Origin of the sequence: Arthrobacter sp. 9MFCol3.1 (assembly GCF_000620385.1) — a bacterium.
Taxonomy (GTDB): domain Bacteria; phylum Actinomycetota; class Actinomycetes; order Actinomycetales; family Micrococcaceae; genus Arthrobacter.
On record NZ_JIBJ01000005.1, the window covers coordinates 35911 to 55312 of the forward strand.

General features: G+C 67.9%; 17 protein-coding genes and 1 pseudogene. 9 read left to right on the forward strand and 9 right to left on the reverse strand.

Annotated elements, in window-relative coordinates; translation table 11 throughout:
* Positions 1-80: 80 nt before the first annotated feature.
* Genes C560_RS0105380 through C560_RS0105395 form a run of 4 tightly spaced genes read left to right on the forward strand, consistent with a single transcriptional unit; the run spans position 81 to position 3626 of the window.
* Positions 81-1292, forward strand: a complete 1212-nt coding sequence (locus tag C560_RS0105380) for a thiolase family protein (protein ID WP_026537415.1) — start codon at positions 81-83, stop codon at positions 1290-1292.
* Complete coding sequence (locus C560_RS0105385; RefSeq protein WP_026537416.1) at positions 1292-2095, forward strand: enoyl-CoA hydratase/isomerase family protein; 804 nt, start codon at positions 1292-1294, stop codon at positions 2093-2095. The genes C560_RS0105380 and C560_RS0105385 overlap by 1 nt, the downstream gene beginning before the upstream one ends.
* Before the next feature lie 2 nt (positions 2096-2097).
* Entirely contained in the window at positions 2098-2970 is an 873-nt protein-coding gene (locus C560_RS0105390) for a 3-hydroxyacyl-CoA dehydrogenase family protein (protein ID WP_018775085.1), read from the forward strand.
* 32 nt (positions 2971-3002) lie between these two features.
* On the forward strand, positions 3003-3626 hold the full coding sequence (locus tag C560_RS0105395; protein WP_026537417.1) for a GNAT family N-acetyltransferase: 624 nt from the start codon (positions 3003-3005) through the stop codon (positions 3624-3626).
* Here the strand turns inward: C560_RS0105395 and C560_RS0105400 are convergent.
* Positions 3623-4459 carry an SGNH/GDSL hydrolase family protein gene (locus tag C560_RS0105400; protein ID WP_043422636.1) on the reverse strand — a complete coding sequence of 279 codons (837 nt, stop codon included), beginning with the start codon at positions 4457-4459 and terminating at the stop codon, positions 3623-3625. The two genes, C560_RS0105395 and C560_RS0105400, sit on opposite strands and share 4 nt — an antisense overlap.
* Before the next feature lie 209 nt (positions 4460-4668).
* Between C560_RS0105400 and C560_RS0105405 the strand changes: the two genes are divergently transcribed.
* Positions 4669-5349 carry a tyrosine-protein phosphatase gene (locus tag C560_RS0105405; protein ID WP_026537419.1) on the forward strand — a complete coding sequence of 227 codons (681 nt, stop codon included), beginning with the start codon at positions 4669-4671 and terminating at the stop codon, positions 5347-5349.
* A gap of 24 nt (positions 5350-5373) precedes the next feature.
* Positions 5374-8196, forward strand: coding sequence for a hypothetical protein (locus C560_RS0105410; RefSeq protein WP_026537420.1), 2823 nt, complete (start codon positions 5374-5376; stop codon positions 8194-8196).
* 113 nt (positions 8197-8309) lie between these two features.
* Here C560_RS0105410 and C560_RS0105415 read toward each other — a convergent pair whose 3' ends face one another.
* Both C560_RS0105415 and C560_RS0105420 read right to left on the reverse strand, forming a co-directional pair.
* Positions 8310-9581, reverse strand: a complete 1272-nt coding sequence (locus C560_RS0105415; RefSeq protein WP_026537421.1) for a globin domain-containing protein — start codon at positions 9579-9581, stop codon at positions 8310-8312.
* Positions 9582-9833: 252 nt separating this feature from the next.
* Positions 9834-10250: a PaaI family thioesterase gene (locus tag C560_RS0105420; protein ID WP_026537422.1), complete on the reverse strand. Its 417-nt coding sequence runs from the start codon at positions 10248-10250 to the stop codon at positions 9834-9836.
* 165 nt (positions 10251-10415) lie between these two features.
* On the opposite strand from C560_RS0105420, the gene paaZ reads away from it, so the two are divergent.
* Positions 10416-12518, forward strand: coding sequence for a phenylacetic acid degradation bifunctional protein PaaZ (paaZ, locus tag C560_RS0105425; RefSeq protein WP_026537423.1), 2103 nt, complete (start codon positions 10416-10418; stop codon positions 12516-12518).
* Between the two features lie 175 nt (positions 12519-12693).
* Positions 12694-13101, forward strand: a complete 408-nt coding sequence (locus C560_RS0105430) for a VOC family protein (RefSeq protein ID WP_026266718.1) — start codon at positions 12694-12696, stop codon at positions 13099-13101.
* A gap of 101 nt (positions 13102-13202) precedes the next feature.
* Here C560_RS0105430 and C560_RS0105435 read toward each other — a convergent pair whose 3' ends face one another.
* From C560_RS0105435 to C560_RS0105455, 5 genes and pseudogenes are all read right to left on the reverse strand, one after another.
* Positions 13203-13604, reverse strand: coding sequence for a (R)-mandelonitrile lyase (locus C560_RS0105435; protein WP_026537424.1), 402 nt, complete (start codon positions 13602-13604; stop codon positions 13203-13205).
* An 8-nt stretch (positions 13605-13612) separates the two neighbouring features.
* Complete coding sequence (locus tag C560_RS0105440; protein WP_026537425.1) at positions 13613-13945, reverse strand: carboxymuconolactone decarboxylase family protein; 333 nt, start codon at positions 13943-13945, stop codon at positions 13613-13615.
* Between the two features lie 156 nt (positions 13946-14101).
* Entirely contained in the window at positions 14102-15127 is a 1026-nt protein-coding gene (locus tag C560_RS0105445; RefSeq protein WP_026537426.1) for an aldo/keto reductase, read from the reverse strand.
* A gap of 116 nt (positions 15128-15243) precedes the next feature.
* Positions 15244-15381 (reverse strand): annotated as a pseudogene (locus C560_RS0105450) (aldo/keto reductase); the annotation flags it as partial.
* A gap of 78 nt (positions 15382-15459) precedes the next feature.
* Positions 15460-16905, reverse strand: coding sequence for an MFS transporter (locus tag C560_RS0105455; RefSeq protein ID WP_026537428.1), 1446 nt, complete (start codon positions 16903-16905; stop codon positions 15460-15462).
* A 102-nt stretch (positions 16906-17007) separates the two neighbouring features.
* Between C560_RS0105455 and C560_RS0105460 the strand changes: the two genes are divergently transcribed.
* Complete coding sequence (locus C560_RS0105460; RefSeq protein ID WP_026537429.1) at positions 17008-17883, forward strand: helix-turn-helix transcriptional regulator; 876 nt, start codon at positions 17008-17010, stop codon at positions 17881-17883.
* A gap of 118 nt (positions 17884-18001) precedes the next feature.
* On the opposite strand, the gene C560_RS0105465 is transcribed toward C560_RS0105460, so the two are convergent.
* Positions 18002-19381, reverse strand: a complete 1380-nt coding sequence (locus C560_RS0105465; RefSeq protein WP_026537430.1) for a glutamate decarboxylase — start codon at positions 19379-19381, stop codon at positions 18002-18004.
* Between the last annotated feature and the right edge of the window lie 21 nt (positions 19382-19402).

The window sequence follows — 19402 nt, forward strand, 5'->3', positions numbered from 1 at the left end:
CCGCCGTGTAATCTTTATAGAACGAACGGTCGGTAAATTACTTTGCTGCCGGCCCCGCTTTCTTGGTGAAGGATGTTCTCATGGTCGAGGCTTTTCTTGTTGGCGGCGCCCGCACCCCCGTGGGCCGGTACGGCGGCGCCCTCTCCGCGGTCCGCCCCGATGACCTGGCCGCACTGGTGGTCCGCGCGGCTGTGGCCCGCGCCGGCGTCGATCCGGACACCATCGACGAGGTCATCCTCGGCAACGCCAACGGGGCCGGCGAAGAGAACCGCAACGTGGCCCGCATGGCCACCCTCCTTGCCGGGCTGCCCCTCCACATCTCCGGCATCACCGTGAACCGGCTCTGCGCCTCCGGGCTCAGCGCCATCATCATGGCCAGCCATATGATCAAGTCCGGCGCCGCGGACATCGTGATCGCCGGCGGCGTCGAATCCATGAGCCGCGCTCCCTGGGTCCAGGAAAAACCCCGGACCGCCTTCGCCAAACCGGGCGAAATCTTTGACACTTCCATCGGCTGGCGTTTCGTGAACCCCCAGTTCACCAAGGGCGAGCTGTCCCGGGACGGGAAAATGACATACTCCATGCCCGAGACGGCGGAAGAGGTGGGGCGCGTTGACGGCATCTCGCGGGAGGACGCCGACGCCTTCGCCGTCCGCTCCCACGAACGCGCCCTGGCCGCCATCGCCGCCGGCCGTTTCGCCGAGGAAATCGTCCCCGTGACCGTCAAGACCCGCAAGGGCGAGACCGTGGTGGACACCGATGAGGGTCCCCGCGCCGGCACCACCATGGACGTCCTCGCCGGGCTCCGGCCGGTAGTCAAGGGCGGCTCGATCGTCACCGCGGGCAACTCCTCCACCCTCAACGACGGCGCGTCCGCCATCATCGTTGCCTCGGAGGCCGCGATCCAGAAGCTTGGCCTCACAGCCCGCGCCCGCATCATCGACGGCGCCTCCGCTGGCTGCGAGCCCGAAATCATGGGCATCGGCCCGGTCCCGGCCACCCAAAAGGTGCTCGCCCGTTCCGGGCTCAGCGTCGAGGACCTCGGCGCCGTCGAACTCAACGAGGCGTTCGCGACCCAGTCCCTGGCCAGCGTGCGCCGGCTTGGCCTGGACCCGGAGATCGTGAACCGCGACGGCGGCGCGATTTCCCTGGGCCACCCGCTGGGGTCGTCCGGTTCCCGGATCGCCATCACGCTGCTGGGCCGGATGGAACGCGAAAACGCGAAGATCGGCCTCGCCACCATGTGCATCGGCGTCGGCCAGGGCACGGCAATGCTGCTGGAGCGCGTCTAGTGGCGGCCCCGGCGGCAGCGCTCGAGACCGCTACCTTCAGCACGCTCCTGGTCGAAGAGCGCGAGGACCGGGTGGTGGTGCTGCTCAACCGCCCCGAGGTCCGCAACGCAATCGACCAGCAGATGGTCGACGAACTCCACACCGTCTGCGCCCATCTCGAGCGGCACCCCAAGACCCTCATCATCGCCGGTACGGACGGGGTATTCGCCTCCGGTGCCGACATCGGCCAGCTCCGCGAACGCCGCCGCGACGATGCCCTGCAGGGCATCAACTCCACCATCTTCGTCCGGATCGCCAAGCTGCCGATGCCCGTCATCGCGGCCCTCGACGGCTTCTGCCTCGGCGGCGGCGCCGAGCTGGCGTACGCCGCCGACTTCCGGATCGGCACACCGTCGGTCCGGATCGGCAATCCCGAAACCGGACTCGGCATCCTGGCCGCCGCCGGTGCCAGCTGGCGCCTCAAGGAACTCGTGGGAGAGCCTGTCGCCAAGGAAATGCTGCTCGCCGGTTCCGTGCTGCGCGCAGAACGTGCCCTCGCGGTCAATCTCATCACCGAAATCCATGAACCGTCCGAGCTGATGGCAGCGGCCCACAGCCTCGCCGACCGGATCGCCAGCCAGGATCCGCTGGCCGTCCGGATTACCAAATCCGTGTTCCACGCCCCGGCCGAGGCGCATCCCCTCATTGACCAGCTGGCACAGGGGATCCTCTTCGAGTCCCAGGCCAAGTTCGACCGTATGCAGGCTTTTCTGGATAAGAAATCAGCGAAAAAGTCAGCCAAAGAATCAGGGAAGCAGAAATAAACATGGGCAACTCCGTACTCCCCGATAACCTCCCCGCATCCGTCGGAGTTCTCGGCGGCGGCCGCATGGGCGCCGGCATCGCCCACGCCTTCCTGATCAACGGAGCCAACGTGGTGGTGGTCGAGCGCGATGAAGCGTCGGCCGAGGCAGCCCGGGAGCGGGTTGAGTCCGCCGCCGCCAAGAGCATCGAGCGGGGCGCCGTGGACGGCAACCTGGACGAGATCGTTTCCCGGCTCGCGGTCACGGTGGACTATGACGACTTCGCCGGCCGGCAGTTGGTGGTCGAGGCCGTTCCGGAGGACTGGGACCTGAAGGTCACGGCGCTGCGCGGCATCGAGGAACGGCTCGCCGACAGCGCCTACCTTGCCTCCAACACGTCGTCGCTGTCCGTCAACGGGCTGGCCCGTGAACTGAAGCGGCCGCAGAACTTCCTGGGCCTGCACTTCTTCAACCCGGTGCCGGCGTCGACGCTCATCGAGGTGGTCCTCGGCGAGCAGACTTCCGACGCCCTGGCCCAGGCCGCCCGAGGCTGGGTCGAAGCGCTCGGCAAGACCGCCGTCGTGGTCAACGACGCACCTGGCTTCGCCTCCTCCCGGCTGGGCGTCGCGATCGCCCTCGAAGCGATGCGCATGGTGGAAGAGGGCGTGGCCACCGCCGAAGACATCGACAACGCCATGGTTCTGGGCTACAAGCACCCCACGGGCCCGCTGCGGACCACCGACATTGTGGGCCTGGACGTCCGCCTCGGCATCGCGGAGTACCTGCAGTCCACGCTGGGCGATCGTTTCGCTCCGCCGCAGATCCTCCGCGACAAGGTTGCCCGCGGCGAACTGGGACGCAAGTCCGGCAAGGGCTTCTTCGACTGGACCAAGTGACCGGCCTTCGTCCGTGCCCCTAGGATGGTGCGGTGACCTCCCTGGACCGCACCGCGATCGCCCCCATCACCCTGACCGGCAAATACGTCGTCCTTGAGCCGCTGAGCCAGGACCACCATGACGGCCTCGTCGAGGCGGCCCGCGACGGCGAGCTGTGGCACCTCTGGTACACCAGCGTGCCCGCCCCGCAGCAGATGGCCGCCGAGATCGAGCGGCGCCTGGCCCTGCAGGACAGCGGCGCCATGCTGCCCTTCACCACGCGGCTGCTCGACCCCGCCACGGGCGGACCGGGCCGGGTGATCGGGATGACCACCTACATGAACATCGACGCCGCCACGCCCCGGGTGGAGATCGGCTCCACCTGGAACGCGGCGTCCGCACACGGCAGCGGCAGCAACCCGGACTCCAAGTTGCTGCTGCTGCGGCACGCCTTCGAGACGCTGGGCTGCCCCGCCGTCGAGTTCCGGACGCACTGGCTCAACCACCAGTCCCGGGAGGCAATCACCCGGCTGGGGGCCAAACAGGACGGCGTGCTCCGCAGCCACACGCGCAGCGCTGACGGGGCGCTGCGCGACACCGTCGTGTATTCCATCCTGGAACACGAGTGGCCGATGGTCCGGAACGCCCTTGAATCAAGGCTGGCCAAGCGGCGCTAGGGTGCCGAGTAGGCCTTGGCCGCACTAAGGGATGCGAAGTACGCCTCGTAGCCCTTGGCGTTCGGGTGGAAGTTTTCCGGACTGGCCGGGGCCCAACGGTGGAGATTGATCCACGGGGCCGCAGAGTTGACGCCGTGACCGGCGAAGGCGGCCCGGACATCGACGTACTCCGCCCCGGTGGCACGGGCAGCGGCGGCGATGGAGCCGTTCAGGCCGTCAGCCAAGTGCGTGGCCTTGTAGATGAACCGGGACATCGAATCAGTCTGGCCGGGGGCGACCGGATCGTAGAGGTAGGGGTAGCCCGTCACCACAACGTTGGCGTTGGGCGCGGCAGCCTTCACGCGCTGGATCATCGCGGTCACGTCACCGGCCAGTTTGTGGCTGGAGATCTGGTCCTCCGCGTAGGCGCCGGCGGCCTCGCACAGTGGGTCCGCGGCGGGATTGACGATGGCAGCGCCGCAGGAGGCGAGGATTTCCGCAAACCGGAGATTGTTGCCGCCAGCAGTGATGGTGACGAGCCCGGTAGCCCTGTTCAGCCGGTTGAGCTGGGTGTCGACGACGTCCTGGGTCGTCTTGCCGCTGCAGGCGGCGTTGGCAACCAGCTTGACGGTTTTCGTGTGGGTAGCGAGTTCGGAATAGCTGTTCTCGCTGCGGTAGCAATCATCCAAGTACGGCCCCGCCCCCAGCCCGGCGGCGTAGGAGTCTCCGAGTGCAACGTACCTGGTCCTGTCCACAGCCTGCGCCGGCACAACCGCCACACCGGCCGCCATGGCCAGGGTGGCGAGACCGGCCGCCAGAGCCGTTCGCCGGCGTCGAAGTTTCAGAGTTCCCATGGTGTTTCCCCTCAGTGGCACGCTGGTTTCAGCGCGCCTGCCGTGAAACGGGTCGCGAGGCGTGAACCCCAGACTCTGCCAATGGTCCCACTCTGTATAACGTTTGTGAATCCTGCCGCGGATCGCGCCGGTGCGTGTGCTTAGCTGTCTGGATGACGATTCCTGCAGCGCCCCTGGGCCAAGCCAAGGGGCAGGCGGTGCCCGGGACGATGGAGTGGGATGGGGCCGTCAACGCGTGGCACGTGGCCGGGGACGTGTTCCGCATGGGACGCCGGGAGTGGCTCACCGAGGCCGGCTGGCGGCAGGTGCACCGCCGGGGCATCCGGACCGTCATCGACCTCCGCAACGAAGCCGAAATCCGGCGCCGGGAGACCGATCCGCCGGTGCAGGCGGCGGCCCTGGCCGGCTTCGACGTCGTGCTGGCCCCCACCGAAGACCCGGATAACCGCGAATTCCGCGAGCTCTGCGTGCCTTACCTGAACGACCCCGCCTGTTATGCCGACAACGCCAGGCTGTTCCCGCACCTGCTGGCCCGTGTCTTCAAAGCGGTGGCCGCCGCGGATGGCGGCGTGGTGATCCATTGCTCCGCCGGGCGGGACCGGAGCGGCATGATCGCCGCCATGCTCCAGGACCTCGCCGGCGACAGCGACGAGGCCATTGTGCGCGGCTACCAGCGCTCCATGCGGGGCATCAACGAGCACCTCCGGCACGCTGCCGTCCCGCATCCCCACGAGCGTTTCCTGCCCGAGAACGTGCTGGTGCCCCTGCTGGAATCCCGGGGCAAGAGCCTGCTGCACTTCGTCCGGTCCCTCAACACCGCGGACTACCTGGTCCGCCACGGAGTGACGTCCGAGGAACTCGCGGCCATCCTGGGAAAGCTCGGCAGATAGGGTGCGCGCAGTTAGGGTAGGCCAGTGAAGACTCCGAAGTTCCAGCCGCTGGGGCGGGCCGCTGCGGCCCTCGCGATTGCGCTTGCCGGTACCCTGCCTGCCTTTGCGGTGACCGCAGTCCCGGCAATGGCCGAAGCCAACGCCCCGGCCCCTACCGGCTCGGTGCCGGCGGCTAGCCCCAGTCCGGCCGCGACGGACCCGGCGCCGGCGGCTAGCCCCAGTCCGGCCGCGCCGGTGCCGGCGCCGTCTGACGCGCCTTTGGCCGGTTCTTCTGCGGTGCCGTCCGCGACGCCGATCAGCGATGCCGGGCTCGCCGAGGCCGTGCGGCGGGATCTGGGCATGACCCTTGCGGAATTCGACGCCGCCGGTGCCCTTGCCCGCCGGGCCGCCGACGCCGCGCCCTCCCTGCGTGCGCTCCCCGGCTACGTGGGGATCAGCCTCTCCGGCGGCAAGATCGCGGTTGAAGGCGTCGGCCCCGACCTCCGGGCCCGCGTGGCCGAACTGAACCGGTCCGGCCCGGCCGACTTCCTGCTTGCCGCCCCCGCGGCCGCCACCGCTGTCCCCTCGGCCGCGGAGTTGCTGGCCTCCAGCACCCAGCAACTGTTCGAGGCCTACGTCCGCGAGGTCGGGACCGCCGGGCTCCAGGCCGTCACCTACACCGACGGCCACTTCGTCATCCGCACCGGCGGCACCAACACGGCGCAGTCCGTTCCCGCCTCCGGCGCCGTTCTGGATGCCGGATTGAATCTGGAGCCGGCGGGAGAGCCGGGCACGAAGATGTCCGCGGCCGAGTTCGTGGCCCGCTACGCCAACGTGACGCTGGAACAAGGATCCCGGATCACCACCGAGGAAGACTACTTTGGCGGCCAGGGGTACATCGTTGACGGACGCACGCTCTGTTCGGCCGGGTTCGGGGCCTTCAGCCCGGCGGGCGAGCCTCTGGTCCTGACCGCCGGGCACTGCGCCGGTGACGGCTCCGCGAAGCAGGCCGAGATCGAAAATCCGGCGGGTGCGCCGGCGGCCGGGGGTGCCGGTTCGGGTGAGGCCGCCGGGATCCTGGGCACATTCGGGTTCAGCCAGTTCGGCGGCTCCGGCAATTCCAGGGTTGCGTCGGACGGCACCAACGTCGGCACGGACATCACCGTCCTCCAAGGCATCAGGAGAGGCCTGGACCTCCAGCCCGCCGTCACCCGATGGGACAATCCTGCCGATCCGGGACCGACGTCCGTGAAGATCGTGGGAACTGTGGCGCCCTTCCAAGGCCAGCCCGTGTGCCGTTCCGGCCGGACCACCGGGTGGAGGTGCGGCACGGTGGACTCGGTCGGCATCTGGGCCATCCCTGGGCCAAATTCACTGCCGCCGGACTATGACAACGATCTCCGGGCGGTCCGGGGCTTCGACTCGACGTCCGTCACCTCCGGCGGCGGGGACTCCGGCGGGCCGTGGATCAGCGGGAATTTCGCTGTCGGGCTGCACACAGGGGCTGAAAGTACAGACGAGGGCGTCCAGACACGGGCCATCGCGACCTCCCTCGAGGACGCCATGGGCCACGTCCCCGGCGGTGTCCAGCTGCAACTGTTCCTGGCCAAGCCAACGCTCGCGGCGGCCTTCAACGCACCTGTCACAGCGGGTGAGCCGATTACCGGGCACATCGATGCCGGTCCGGCCTCTGTGGTGGCTCCGAATTCCAAGGTCCGCATCACCGTCCTGAACCACAAACCGGGCCAGACACCAGGCCAGAAGGACGGCGAGCCCTTGGAAGTGCCGGTCGACGCGTCGGGAAACTGGCAGTTCCCCGCACCGTCGTCGGCCGGGACCTTCAAGTTCTCCGCTGAAACCGTGAACGGCTTCAGCGGCTCCGGTACAGTCGCCTTGTCCGTCGACGTCTCCAGCCTCGCGGCTCCGGCCATCACCTCACCGGTGGACGGCCCCGGACTCGCCGCCATCGAAACCATCGCGGGCACCGGAGAAGCCGGAGGCACGGTGCGGCTCTCCGGCGACCTCACCGGGACCGGACTCGTCGACGCAGACGGCCGCTGGAGCATCAACGTGGCCGATCAGCCGGTCTTCGGAAAAATTTCGGTCACGGCCGTGCTCACCGCCCCCGGAGAAGTGGACAGCCCCGCGGTGACCCGCACCTACTCCGTCATTCCGCCGGCACCGGCGGTGTCGAACCTCAGGGACGGCAAACACCTGCGCCAGGACGCCCTCCCAGCGACCATCTCCGGCAGGGCAATTGATGGCGCCGACGTGGCCGTGGCGGTGGACGGCGTTGCTGTTGACTCCGTGCAGGCCGGTCCCGGCTCCGGAGCGGCGGAGACCGCGCTTGAGCCCGGGATCACGCAGACCTCGGCCGGCAGTGCACGGTGGAGTGTCCCGTTCCCCGCGAAACTTGCCGCCGGAGCGCACACCGTGACCGTGACGCAAGCCATTGACGGTGTCGCATCGCTGCCGGCAGCCGTGGCATTCGTTGTCGATGCCGCGCCTGCTCCCGGGGGCACCCCGGCCGGCACGCCGGGATCCGGGAAACCGGGAGCCGGGACGCCGGCAACGCCCGGCCAGCCGGCAGTCCCGCAGCAGCCGGCCAACCCCGCCGGGGCTCCCTCCGGACCGGCCAAACCGGTGCAGGCCCCCGCCCCGCCGTCGGACACCTCCGTCAGCGTGGGCGGCACAGCACCGGACAACACAGCACCGGACAGCACAGCACCCGGCAACACACCGGGCACCGCAGACCAGTTGGCGAGCACGGGCGCCGGGGGGCTTCTGCCTGTCGCCGGGCTCGGTGCCGGGGCCCTGCTGCTCGGCGCGGCCTTCGTGGCGTTCGGCCGGCGCCGGGCGGTGCGGTAAGCAGGGGCTCCAAGCCCGGGCTCGCCGGAAACCTGCGGGGTCGCCGTACGGCTACGGCGACCCCGCGAGTTTTGGGCGAATCCGCGCGGTCGGGACAGAACAGCCCGGCGCGGTTACTGGAAGTCGGCCAGCCAGAGATCCGGGCCGAAAACCTCGTATTGAATGTCCTTGGCTGGCACGCCACCGGCAATCAAGGCGCTCCGGACCGATTTCAGGAACGGCAGGGGACCGCAGAGGTAGTACTCGGCGTCGTCGGGGAGTTCGACGTCGCTGACGTCCATGAAACCGGAGAACACGGACCCGGACGCCCCGCCGGTCTCGCCCGTCCCGCCGGTCTCCCCCGTCCCGCCGGTCTCGCCCGCCCCGCCGGTCTCCGCCGCCTCCGCGGGAGTCAGGAACCACGTCTTCAGGGTCCCGTCCGCGAGTTTCGCGAGATCCTCCGTGACCTGCGCGCTGAGCGGGAAGGTTGCCTCGCTGTCATCGGCATGCAGGAGCATCACCTGGCGTCGCGACCCGGATTGCACGAGGTGGGAGAGCATTCCGGCCATGGGCGTGATGCCGATTCCGGCGCTGGCCATGACCAGGGGCCGGTCCGTGTACTCCAGCACTACGTCGCCGAACGGTGCTGAGAGCACCACCTCGTCGCCCACCTGGACATCGTTGTGGAGCAGCGTGGACATCTCGCCGTCGGGAGTCGGAAGTCCGTGGACCCTCTTGACAGCGAACTGCCGGTGCTGGCCGTCGTCGGCCTTGGTCAGGCTGTATTGCCGGGGCTGCTGTACGCCGTCGGGCATGGTCATCTTGAGAGTCACGTACTGCCCGGGCAGGGACGGTTTGACGTCCCGCTCGTCGGTCCGTTCGACGACGAACGAGACGACGTCGGCGGTCTCCTGGATCCGCTGCACCACCCGCCACGTCCGCCAAATGGTCTCGGGGGTCAGGTGCACTGCGTTGTACAGCCCGCGCTCCTTGTTGATGAGCAGGTTCGCCATGAGCCAGTAGACCTCGTCCCAGGCCGCGGCGACCTCGGGCGTGACCGCATCCCCCAGAACATCCACGATCGCCCACATGAGGTGGTCGTGGACAATCTGGTACTGGTCCGGGCTCAGTCCCAGCGAGACGTGTTTGTGGGCCACCCGGGAGAGCAGATGGTCCGGCACCTGGTCCGGTTTCTCCACGAGCATGCCGGCGAATGCCGCGATGGATCCTGCGAGTGCCTGCTGCTGGCGGCCATCCGCCTGGTTCCCCCGGTTGAACAGCCCGTCCAGGAGATCCGGCTGCGCCTCGAACATATGTTTGTAGAAGCGCTTGGCGATCTCCTCGATGTGCTCGCCGACCACGGGAAGCGTTGCCTGGATGACGGGAAGTGAAGTGTCTGAGAGCATGGTGCATCCCTTCCGGTGAGACCGGTGATACCCAGCGGTGCCGGGCGACTCAGCACTTCCACGCTAACAGCCGGGGCAGCGGTCCTTCCGGGTCCATCGGCCCTACATCGCCGGCGGAGTCCGGTGTAGCCGGGTGCTCAGCCCCCGGCTGCTCAGCCGCTAAGGCCCCGGCTCGCCGGAACGCTGCGGGGTCGCCGGAAAGATACGGCGACCCCGCACGGTTCCGGCGACCTCGAGGGGCGGGGACGCTACTCAGGCCTTGCGGTCCAGCAGCAGGTTGGTGATCCGCAGCGTGCAGATCCGCTGGCCGGCCTCGTTCGTGATCAGCACCTCGTGGGTGGTCAGGGTGCCGCCCAGATGGATGGGGGTTGCCGTGATCGTGATCAGTCCCTCGCGGGCCGACTTGTGGTGCGTGGCCGAGACGTCGACGCCCACCGCCGTCTTGCCCAGGGTGCTGGCGTGGATGACGGCGGCCCAGGATCCCACGGCCTCGCCCACGGCCAGTGAGGCGCCGCCGTGCAGGAGCCCGAACGACTGCCGGTTGCCCTCCACCGGCATGGTCGCCACCACGCGGTCCACGGACTCCTCGACGATCTTCACGCCCATCTTCTCGTCGAGTTCGCCCAGGGTAATCTTCCACAAGTCGGTACTGCCGGTCTCGGGCGTCATAGCGTCTCCTTTGTTGCCGCCCGGCCGGGGCCCGGACAGTCGGTGCCGCCGCGGCTAGTGTGCGGCAGGCCTCATTCATGTACTGTAGATCATATTACCGAACGGACGGTCAGTAATGTTCCGGCCGTGTTGATCTTGCTCCCCCGTTGGAAGGACCCGTCAACGATGACCACCACAGCCGCACCCACAGTAGACACTGTCGAGATCGTTCCCAGTTTCATCCGGGGTTCCTGGTGGACTCCCGACGCCACCTCCGCCGCCGGCGCGGCGCCGGTACTGGACGCCAGCACCGGCGAGCTCCTGGCGAAGGTGAGCACCGAGGGGCTCGACCTCGCCGCCGTCGTGGATTATGGCCGCACCACCGGCCAGGCGGAACTTGGCACGCTGACCTTCCACCAGCGCGCGCTCAAGCTCAAGGAGCTGGCGCAGTACCTCAACGGCCGCCGCGAGGAGTTCTACGCGCTCTCGGCGCAGACCGGCGCCACCAAGATCGACTCCATGATCGACATCGACGGCGGCATCGGCGTCCTGTTCACCTTTGGGTCCAAGGGCCGCCGCGAGCTGCCCAATTCCCAGGTGGTGGTGGATGGCCCCATGGAGGTGCTGTCCCGCGACGGTTCGTTCGCCGGCGAGCACATCTATACCCGCATTCCCGGCGTCGCCGTGCAGATTAACGCTTTCAACTTCCCGGTCTGGGGCATGCTGGAGAAGCTTGCCCCGGCCTTCCTCGCCGGCGTCCCCACCATCGTCAAGCCCGCCACCCCCACCGGGTACGTGGCCGCGGCCGTGGTCAAGGCGATCGACGAATCCGGCATCCTGCCCACCGGCTCGCTGCAGCTGATTTCCGGCTCCGTCCGCACCTTGCTGGACCACCTGGACTACCGCGACCTCGTGGCCTTCACCGGCTCCGCCTCGACCGCCAACACGCTCAAATCCCACCCCAATGTGGTCAAGGGCGGGGTCCGCTTCACTTCCGAGACCGACTCGCTCAACGCCGCGATCCTGGGCCCGGACGCCGTCAAGGGCACACCGGAATTCGACGCCTTCATCAAGTCCCTCGTCACCGAGATGACCGCCAAGGCCGGCCAGAAATGCACCTCGATCCGCCGCGCAATCGTGCCGCAGGACCTCGTCGCCGACGTCACCGCGGCCGTGGGGGACCGCATCCGCGAACGCGTGGTGCTCGGTGATCCCCGCGCCGAGGGCGTCACCATGGGCGCCCTGGCCTCCCTCGAGCAGCTCGCCGACGTGCGCGCCGCCGTCCAGTCCATGCTCGACGCCGGCGGGGAGCTCGCCTACGGCACGCTCGATGCGCCCAAGGTCACCAGCGCGGACGGAAGCATCGGCGTCGTTGACGGCGGCGCCTTCATGTCCCCGGTCCTGCTGAGCTGGGCCAACCCGGAGGCCGAGGAGGTCCACTCGCTCGAGGCCTTCGGCCCGGTGTCCTCGGTGATCGGCTACACGGACCTGGCCGACGCCGTCCGCCTCGCCGCCCGCGGCGGCGGCTCTCTCGTCGCCTCGGTCTGCACGAACGATCCCGCCGTGGCCCAGCAGCTGGTCACCGGTATCGCGGCCCACCACGGCCGTGTGCTCATGCTCAACCGCGAGGACGCCCGCAGCTCCACCGGCCACGGCTCCCCGGTCCCGCACCTGGTCCACGGCGGTCCCGGCCGCGCCGGCGGCGGCGAAGAGCTCGGCGGAATCCGCTCGGTGATGCACCACATGCAGCGCACCGCCATCCAGGGCTCGCCGAACATGCTCACCGCCGTCACCGGGGTGTGGCACACCGGCGCCGACCGCAACTTCACGCTCGAGACCGAGGGCCAGCACCCGTTCCGGAAATCCCTGGCCACGCTGCACATCGGCGACGCCATCCGCTCGGAGCTGCGTGAGGTCTCGCTGGAGGAAATCACCAAGTTCGCGAACTCCACCGGGGACACCTTCTACGCCCACACCAACCAGGAAGCCGCGGCGGCCAACCCCTTCTTCCCCGGCATCGTGGCGCACGGCTACCTCCTGCTCAGCTGGGCCGCCGGCCTGTTCGTGGAGCCCGCACCGGGCCCGGTCCTGGCCAACTACGGGCTGGAGAGCCTGCGGTTCATCACCCCGGTGGCTGCGGGCGACTCCATCCGGGTGACTCTGACGGCCAAGAAGATCACCCCGCGCGAGACCGACGAATACGGCGAGGTGGCCTGGGACGCCGTCTTGACCAACCAGAACGACGAAATCGTGGCGACCTACGACGTCCTGACCCTCGTCGAGAAGTAGCCCGTCCGACGCTCTCTCACTTCCTGCGATTCCACAGCCGACGCTCCCTCACCTTCTTAGGGGGCGTTGGCTGTTGGGCTGCAAAATGTGAGGGAGCGTCAGCTGTCCGCGGGGCAATTTACAGGCTCTTTCCACCACGCTCCGGCGTAAAATCTTGCTCGTAGGAGGTGGCGAAATGACCCTAGTACTCAATAAAGCCACAACAGTCCTGCCAGTTGATGATGCAGCGCGTGCCCGGCATTTCTACGCGGACACTTTGGGGCTCCCGCACCGCGGCGTGGCAGATGACGGAAGCGAATTGTTCGGCTCAGAAGGCGGCCCAATGCTGCAGCTGATGCCAGTCAAGGATGGAAAGCACTCAGAGCACACCACCCTGAGCTTCGAAGTCAACGAGATCGAGCGCACCGTCCAGGAAATGGAGGCAAAGGGCGTCATGTTCCAGGACTACGATCGCCCGGATCTCAAGACCGAGAACCACATTTGTACAACGGATTCAGAGAAATGCGCCTGGTTCATGGACTCCGAGCACAATATTCTGTGCGTCCACGAGAACATCACCACGGCAGCTGATTACCAGCTCTAAACGGCGGGCAACGGCGATTTTTCGGGCGCTCCGGCTCAGCGGGGCGCCCTTTCTGTTGCCTGCGGTCATCCAGGGCGCCCCGCCAGTGCCTCGCAGGCTGGTCAGCGGCCGTTGTACTCGTCGTCGGTGATGTGCGCGCCCCACGTGGTGGTGGCCGCGGGGTCCTCGCCGTTCTGGAGCATGGCGATATGTTCCATGAAGCAGCCAGGGGCAGCTGCGTGCCAGTGCTCCTCGCCGGGCGGCGTGTAGAGCGTCTGGCCGGGGTGGACCTCGATGATCTTGCCGTCCCGGGTCCCGAAGCGGCCCACGCCCTGGGTGACGCGGAGGTACTGGCCGTGTTCGTGGGAGTGCCAGGCGGTGCGGGCTCCGGGCGCGAATCGGACGGTCGCGACCACCATCGTCTGATCCGGCTCGTGCGGGAGCGCGATCGGATCGAGCCAGACGTCGCCGGCGAACCGGGCCGGCGGGTTCTTCGACGTGGGGACAGTGGGTTCGATGTTCATGGTGATCCTTACTTGCTCTCGGTGAAGAGTTGCTTGGCGACGCCCATGGCGGCCATGCCCTTGGGCCAGCCGGCGTAGAGCGTAACGTGGGTGATGGCTTCGATGAGTTCTTCCTGGGCGACGCCGTTCTCGATGGCGCGGCCAAGGTGGAAGCCGAGCTGTTCGGTGTTGCCGCCGGCCGTGAGTACGGCGACGGTGATGAGGCTGCGGTCACGGGCCCGAAGCTCCGGGCGGTTCCAGACGTCCGCGAAGAGGACGTCGTCGGTGAGCTCGGCGAGCTTCGGGGCGAAGTCTCCGAACATGTTCCGGCCCCCGCCGACCTGCTTGGGTTGGTCAGTCATGATGTTCCTTCTTTCAGTGGAAGCTCGATCTGCTCGATGTATGTTTTTGGTGCATCCGCCCGTAGGACGGGCTGGAGGTGTCCGGCTGTTACCAGGTTGCTGCGACCGTGCGTGCCATGACCCAGCCGTCGCCGCGGGCCTCGACAGCCGCGGCGGTCACGGGGTCGTCCGACGCCGTGACTGCGCCGTGAGTTCGTTGGCGCCGTAGCTGTTGTCGTCCGGGTTGACGGTCACGCCGGGTGCGACCAGCTGGTCGATGCGGTCCAACACGTCGGTGGCCAATGTGATGTCCGCGGCGGGCAGGTAGGACTCGAGCTGTTCCATGGTGCGCGGTCCCACGATGGCGGCCGTGACGCCGGGGTGGTTGATCACGAAGGCGATGGCCAGCTCGATGAGTGTCAGCCCGGCCTGTTCGGCCAGCTGGGCGAGTTCTTCGACGATGTCGAGCTTGCGCTGGTTGGCCGGGCTCGTCATGTCGAACCGGGCGCTCGGGCGGGCACTCGAGGTGGGGGCGGACGCTGAGTCTTTGCGCCAGCGCCCGGAGAGCCAGCCGCCGCTGAGCGGACTGTAGGTGAGGGTGCCCATGCCGTGGCGCTGCACCGTGGGAAGGATGTCTTCCTCGATGCCGCGCACGAGGATCGAGTACGGCGGCTGCTCGGTGACGAACCGCTCCAGGTTGCGGTCCCGGGATGCCCACTGGGCCTCCACGATCTGGGATCCGGAATACGACGAGGACCCGATGTAACGCACCTTGCCCTGGCGGACCAGGTCGGTGAGGGCGCCGAGGGTCTCCTCCACGTCCGTGTCGGGGCTGGGCCGGTGTACCTGGTAGAGGTCGAGGTAATCGGTGTTCAACCGGCGAAGGGAGTCTTCCACCGCCCGCATGATCCAGCGGCGGGATCCACCCCGCTGGTTCGGGTCTTCGCCCATGGGCATGAAGAACTTCGTGGCGAGGAACACGTCCTCACGCCGGCCTTCCAGTGCCTGCCCGACGATTTCCTCGGATGCCCCGCCGGAGTAGACATCGGCGGTGTCGATGAAGTTGATGCCCGCGTCGAGGGCGCGGTGGATGATGCGAATGGAGTCCGCGGTGTCGTTGTTGCCCCAGGGGCCAAACATCATCGCGCCGAGGCATAGGGGACTGACCTGCACGCCTGTGCGGCCAAGGGGGCGGTATTTCATGGTGGTTCCTTCTCTCTGTCTCAGGCTTCGGGGATGACCATGGCGAAGCGCTCTTCGCGGGCCTCGTCGGGATCCGGTTCGTTGCGCACGCCGGGCTCGAGGGCGTCGATGTACGCCGCGGCTGCGGTGTCGATGTGCCGGTAGCCGGCCTCCAGCGCCGCCTCGACGGCCGCCGTCGTCTGCTCCGGCGCGCTGTGGAAGACGCCCAGGCCGAGGGCTGGCATCGTGACGCCGTTGTTGAGAGTGAGTTCCATGTGCATGCCTTTCACGGTATTCAGAGGTGCGGGATTGTGGGAGGGCACGTGAGTACCCCCATCTCGGATGTTGAGAGGTCAGCGGGCGGGCAGCGCCTCGGGCGCGGCCCCGAGCGGTGTCCGGGCCCGGCGGGCCGCGAGGTCAGCCGGCAGGATGAGGGCCGCGGTGACAGCCAGGGCAAGGAGCAGCAGGACACTGCCTGTCGTGAGGGCAGCGCTGACCTGCGCGGCCAGGTGCGCCACGGCAGAACCGGCGGCCGGGACGGTGGCTGCGGCCGCGACCGCGATGCCCAGCCCGAGGCAGGTGCCCACCTGATGGAAGGTGTTCAGCAGGCCCGATGCCGCGCCGGCGTCGGCCGCGGGCGCACCAACGATGCCGAACGACGTAAGGGGCGCAAAAGCCAAGCCCTGTCCGGCTCCGATGAGGACCATCGGGAAAGCGACGCCCGTCAGGTAGGAGGAGTCGACGCCGACCCGGCTGAGCCAGAACATCCCGGCCAGGGTGACCAGGATGCCGGCCACGAGGGGAAATGAGCCCGGCATCCGGTTCAGGAGCCGCGGGATGCTCATTGCGACGGCGAAGTTGACGGCCGTCATGGGCAGGAATCCCAGGCCGGCCTGCAGGGGGTCGAAACCGAGTACCTCCTGCAGGAACTGGGTGGTGAAGAAAAAGAACGCAATCATCGCGCCCAAGTACAGGAAGCGTGCAACGTAGGCGCCGGTGCGGCGGCGGCTGGCGAACAGCCGCAGCGGCATGATCGGCTGGGCGGCCCCGCGTTCGATCAGCACGAACACGATGAGCAGTCCGACGCCGGCGGTGACGGCCGTGACCGTGGCCGGGGAGGTCCAGCCCGCGTCGGCGGTGTTGATGATGCCGAACACGAGAGCGCCGACACCCAGGGTCGCGCTGAGCGCCCCGAACACGTCGAAGCGGCCGCTCGCCCGACCGGTTTCCGGGAGGAACCGCGGAGCGAGCGCGATCATGGCCGCGCCAATGGGTACGTTGACGAAGAACCCGGCACGCCATGAGATCCAATGGGCCAACGCCCCGCCGATGACCAGGCCCAGGCTGGCACCAATCCCTGCGGTCGCGCCGTACAACGCCACGGCCCGGGTGCGCCCACGGCCCTCCGGGAAGCTCGCCGTGAGCAGGGACAGCGAGGCAGGCGCGACAATCGCCGCCCCGATACCCTGGATCGCCCGGCCGGCGATCGCCCACCAGCCCGCCGGGGCCAGGCCGATCAGTAGCGACGCGATCGAGAACACCACCAGCCCGAACACAAAGACGCGCCGCCGGCCGAGCAGGTCTCCTGCCCGGGCGCCGAGGAGCAGCAGGCCGCCGAAGACCAGGGTATACGCGTCCTGGACCCACGAGAGCTCACCCGTGCTCAGCTGCAGATCCGCCTGCAGGCTCGGCAGGGCCGTGAAGATGACCGAGTTATCGAGCAAAATCATGAAGTAGCTGACGAGGATGATCGCCAGGATCGCTGCCGGGTGGGCAGCAGGTGCCGGTTCAGGTTTCATGCTTTCAATGCAACCCTGATCCCTCAACGGCGGGGAGTCACGGTCGTTCCGGGTAATGCCAGTGCCTCCCTCGTCGCATCGGCCGCGGGTAGCGTGGAGGCCATGACACACAGCGACGACGTGCGGAAGTTCCTGACCTCCCGCCGTGCCAGGATCACGCCGGACGAGGCCGGCCTCCCGGTCTACGGCGGCAACCGCCGCGTTACCGGGCTGCGCCGCGAGGAAGTCGCGATGCTCGCCGGGATGAGCATCGATTACTACATCCGCCTTGAGCGCGGAAACCTCTCCGGCGCCTCGGACAGCGTCCTTGAAGCCCTCTGCCGTGCGCTGAAGCTTGACGACGCCGAGACGGCCCACCTTTTTGACCTGGCCCGCGCGGCCACGGCCGCTCCCCGGGTCCGGCGAAAGCGCAGCCCGCAGACGGTGCGGCCGAGCGTGCAACGCGTCATTGATGCGATCACGACGGCGCCGGCCTGGGTCCGCAACGACCGCGGGGATGTCCTCGCCGCCAATGAGCTCGGCCGTGCGCTCTACCTGGACTTGATGGCCGAAACAACCACTCCGCCGAACAGCGCACGGTTCACCTTCCTGAACCCGAAAGCGCGGGAGTTCTTCGCCGACTGGGAACGCAGCGCGGACGACATCGTCGCGGTCCTGCGCTCCACTGCCGGGAAAAACCCCTACGACAGGGACCTCACCGACCTGATCGGAGAGCTTTCGACCCGCAGCGAGGAGTTCCGCACCCGGTGGGCCCGGCACGACGTGAAGTACCACCGCACCGGCCGCAAACGGCTCCACCACCCGATCGTGGGGGACCTGGACCTGAGCTTCGAAGCACTGGAACTGCCCGCGGACCCGGGACTGCGCATCAACGTCTACACAGCAGATCCCGGGACACCCTCCGAGGACGCCCTGAAAGTCCTCGCCAGCTGGGCCGCGACCCAGCGCGAAACGACAGCGGTCACGGAGAAGAAATGACCCAAGGCCGGGGACTAGATCCGGGCTCCCAACCCCGTCTGGCAGGCACGAACCGCTGCCGGTTCCCGCGCCAGCCCGGGCGGATGTCCCGGGCCGGGCGTGTCACCGGTGCACCCGGTCAGTGGCCGGGGCCGGTGACGATCTTCTTGCGTTCGGATTCGTGCGCGCCGCCCTTCTTCGCCAGCGTTGAGCACGCCTCCTCGATGTCCCGGGCGAGCGTGTCGACGTGCTCGCGGCTCATCGTTTCCTTGACCAGCGCCCGCATGATCGTCACGTCCTGGGCGTTCGGCGGCAGGGTGTAGGCCGGCACCATCCAGCCGCGCTCAGCCGCCAGCTGCCAGGCAATGTCGAACTCGTCGTACCCGGGGTCGGCGGCGAGCCGGAACGCGACCAGGGGGAGTTGCTCCTCGTCAGGGCCGATGATCTCGAACCGGCCCATGGCTTCCAACTTCTCGGCGAGGACGCGGGCGTTGGTCTGCATGTTCTGCATGATGTAGGTGTAACCGGCGCGGCCATAGCGCACCAAGTTGTAGTACTGGGCGAGAACCATCGCCGAGCCGGTGGAGAAGTTCAGGGTGAACGTCGAGTCGGTTTTGCCGAGGTAGTTCTCCTCGAAGACGAGGTCCTTTGCCAGATCGGCCTTCTCCCGGAAGATCAGCCAGCCGATGCCGGGATAGACCAGTCCGAACTTGTGCCCGGAGACATTGATCGAGCGGACCTGCTCCAGCCGGAAGTCCCACTCGGAGTCCGGGTACAGGAAGGGCCAGACGAACCCCCCGCTGGCCCCGTCCACGTGCAGCGGCACATCAAGGCCCCGCTCACCCTTGATCCGGACCAGCAGGTCGTTGATGCCGACGATGTCGTCCTTGTGCCCGGTGAACGTCGTGCCCAGCACGGCTGCGACGCCGATGGTGTTCTCATCGATATGGGCCTGCACGTCCTCCGGGCCGATCGTGTACTTCCCCGGCTGCAGGGGCACGATCCGCGGCTCGACGTCGAAGTAGCGGCAGAACTTCTCCCACACGACATGCACGTCGCCGCCGAACACCAGGTTCGGGTTCGACGTCGACGCGCTGGCGGCCTCGCGGCGCTTGCGCCAGTTCCACTTCAGGGACAGGCCGCCGAGCATGATCGCCTCGGACGATCCCTGGGTTCGGGCTCCCGTCGTCTCGCCGGGCGCGTGGAAGAGGTCGGCGAGCATCCGAATGCAGCGCTGCTCGATCTCGGCCGTGCGGGGATATTCGGCGTGGTCGATGAAATTGCGGTGCAGGTTCGCGGCGATGATCTGCTGGGCCTCCGGCTCCATCCATGTCGTCACGAAGGTCGCCAGGTTCCGGGCCGGGTCACCCTCCAGCGCCAGGTCCTCCGACACCAGCCGCAAAGCGTCCTGAGCAGGAAGACCGGTCTCCGGGAACTCCCGGCTCGGAACTTCCTTGGTGACAAAGCGGTTGCCGAACAGTGCCGCGTCGGCATCCGATGGCTGGGAATTTATTGACATCACTTCTCCTTCAGAGACTGT

Excerpts from the sequence above, each read along its gene's own strand:
- C560_RS0105380 (WP_026537415.1), top strand. The coding sequence starts at position 81 with ATGGTCGAGGCTTTTCTTGTTGGCGGCGCCCGCACCCCCGTGGGCCGG.
- C560_RS0105390 (WP_018775085.1), top strand. The coding sequence starts at position 2,098 with ATGGGCAACTCCGTACTCCCCGATAACCTCCCCGCATCCGTCGGAGTT.
- C560_RS0105400 (WP_043422636.1), bottom strand. The coding sequence starts at position 4,459 with ATGGGAACTCTGAAACTTCGACGCCGGCGAACGGCTCTGGCGGCCGGT.
- C560_RS0105405 (WP_026537419.1), top strand. The coding sequence starts at position 4,669 with ATGGAGTGGGATGGGGCCGTCAACGCGTGGCACGTGGCCGGGGACGTG.
- C560_RS0105415 (WP_026537421.1), bottom strand. The coding sequence starts at position 9,581 with ATGCTCTCAGACACTTCACTTCCCGTCATCCAGGCAACGCTTCCCGTG.
- C560_RS0105420 (WP_026537422.1), bottom strand. The coding sequence starts at position 10,250 with ATGACGCCCGAGACCGGCAGTACCGACTTGTGGAAGATTACCCTGGGC.
- paaZ (WP_026537423.1), top strand. The coding sequence starts at position 10,416 with ATGACCACCACAGCCGCACCCACAGTAGACACTGTCGAGATCGTTCCC.
- C560_RS0105430 (WP_026266718.1), top strand. The coding sequence starts at position 12,694 with ATGACCCTAGTACTCAATAAAGCCACAACAGTCCTGCCAGTTGATGAT.
- C560_RS0105435 (WP_026537424.1), bottom strand. The coding sequence starts at position 13,604 with ATGAACATCGAACCCACTGTCCCCACGTCGAAGAACCCGCCGGCCCGG.
- C560_RS0105440 (WP_026537425.1), bottom strand. The coding sequence starts at position 13,945 with ATGACTGACCAACCCAAGCAGGTCGGCGGGGGCCGGAACATGTTCGGA.
- C560_RS0105445 (WP_026537426.1), bottom strand. The coding sequence starts at position 15,127 with ATGAAATACCGCCCCCTTGGCCGCACAGGCGTGCAGGTCAGTCCCCTA.
- C560_RS0105455 (WP_026537428.1), bottom strand. The coding sequence starts at position 16,905 with ATGAAACCTGAACCGGCACCTGCTGCCCACCCGGCAGCGATCCTGGCG.
- C560_RS0105460 (WP_026537429.1), top strand. The coding sequence starts at position 17,008 with ATGACACACAGCGACGACGTGCGGAAGTTCCTGACCTCCCGCCGTGCC.
- C560_RS0105465 (WP_026537430.1), bottom strand. The coding sequence starts at position 19,381 with ATGTCAATAAATTCCCAGCCATCGGATGCCGACGCGGCACTGTTCGGC.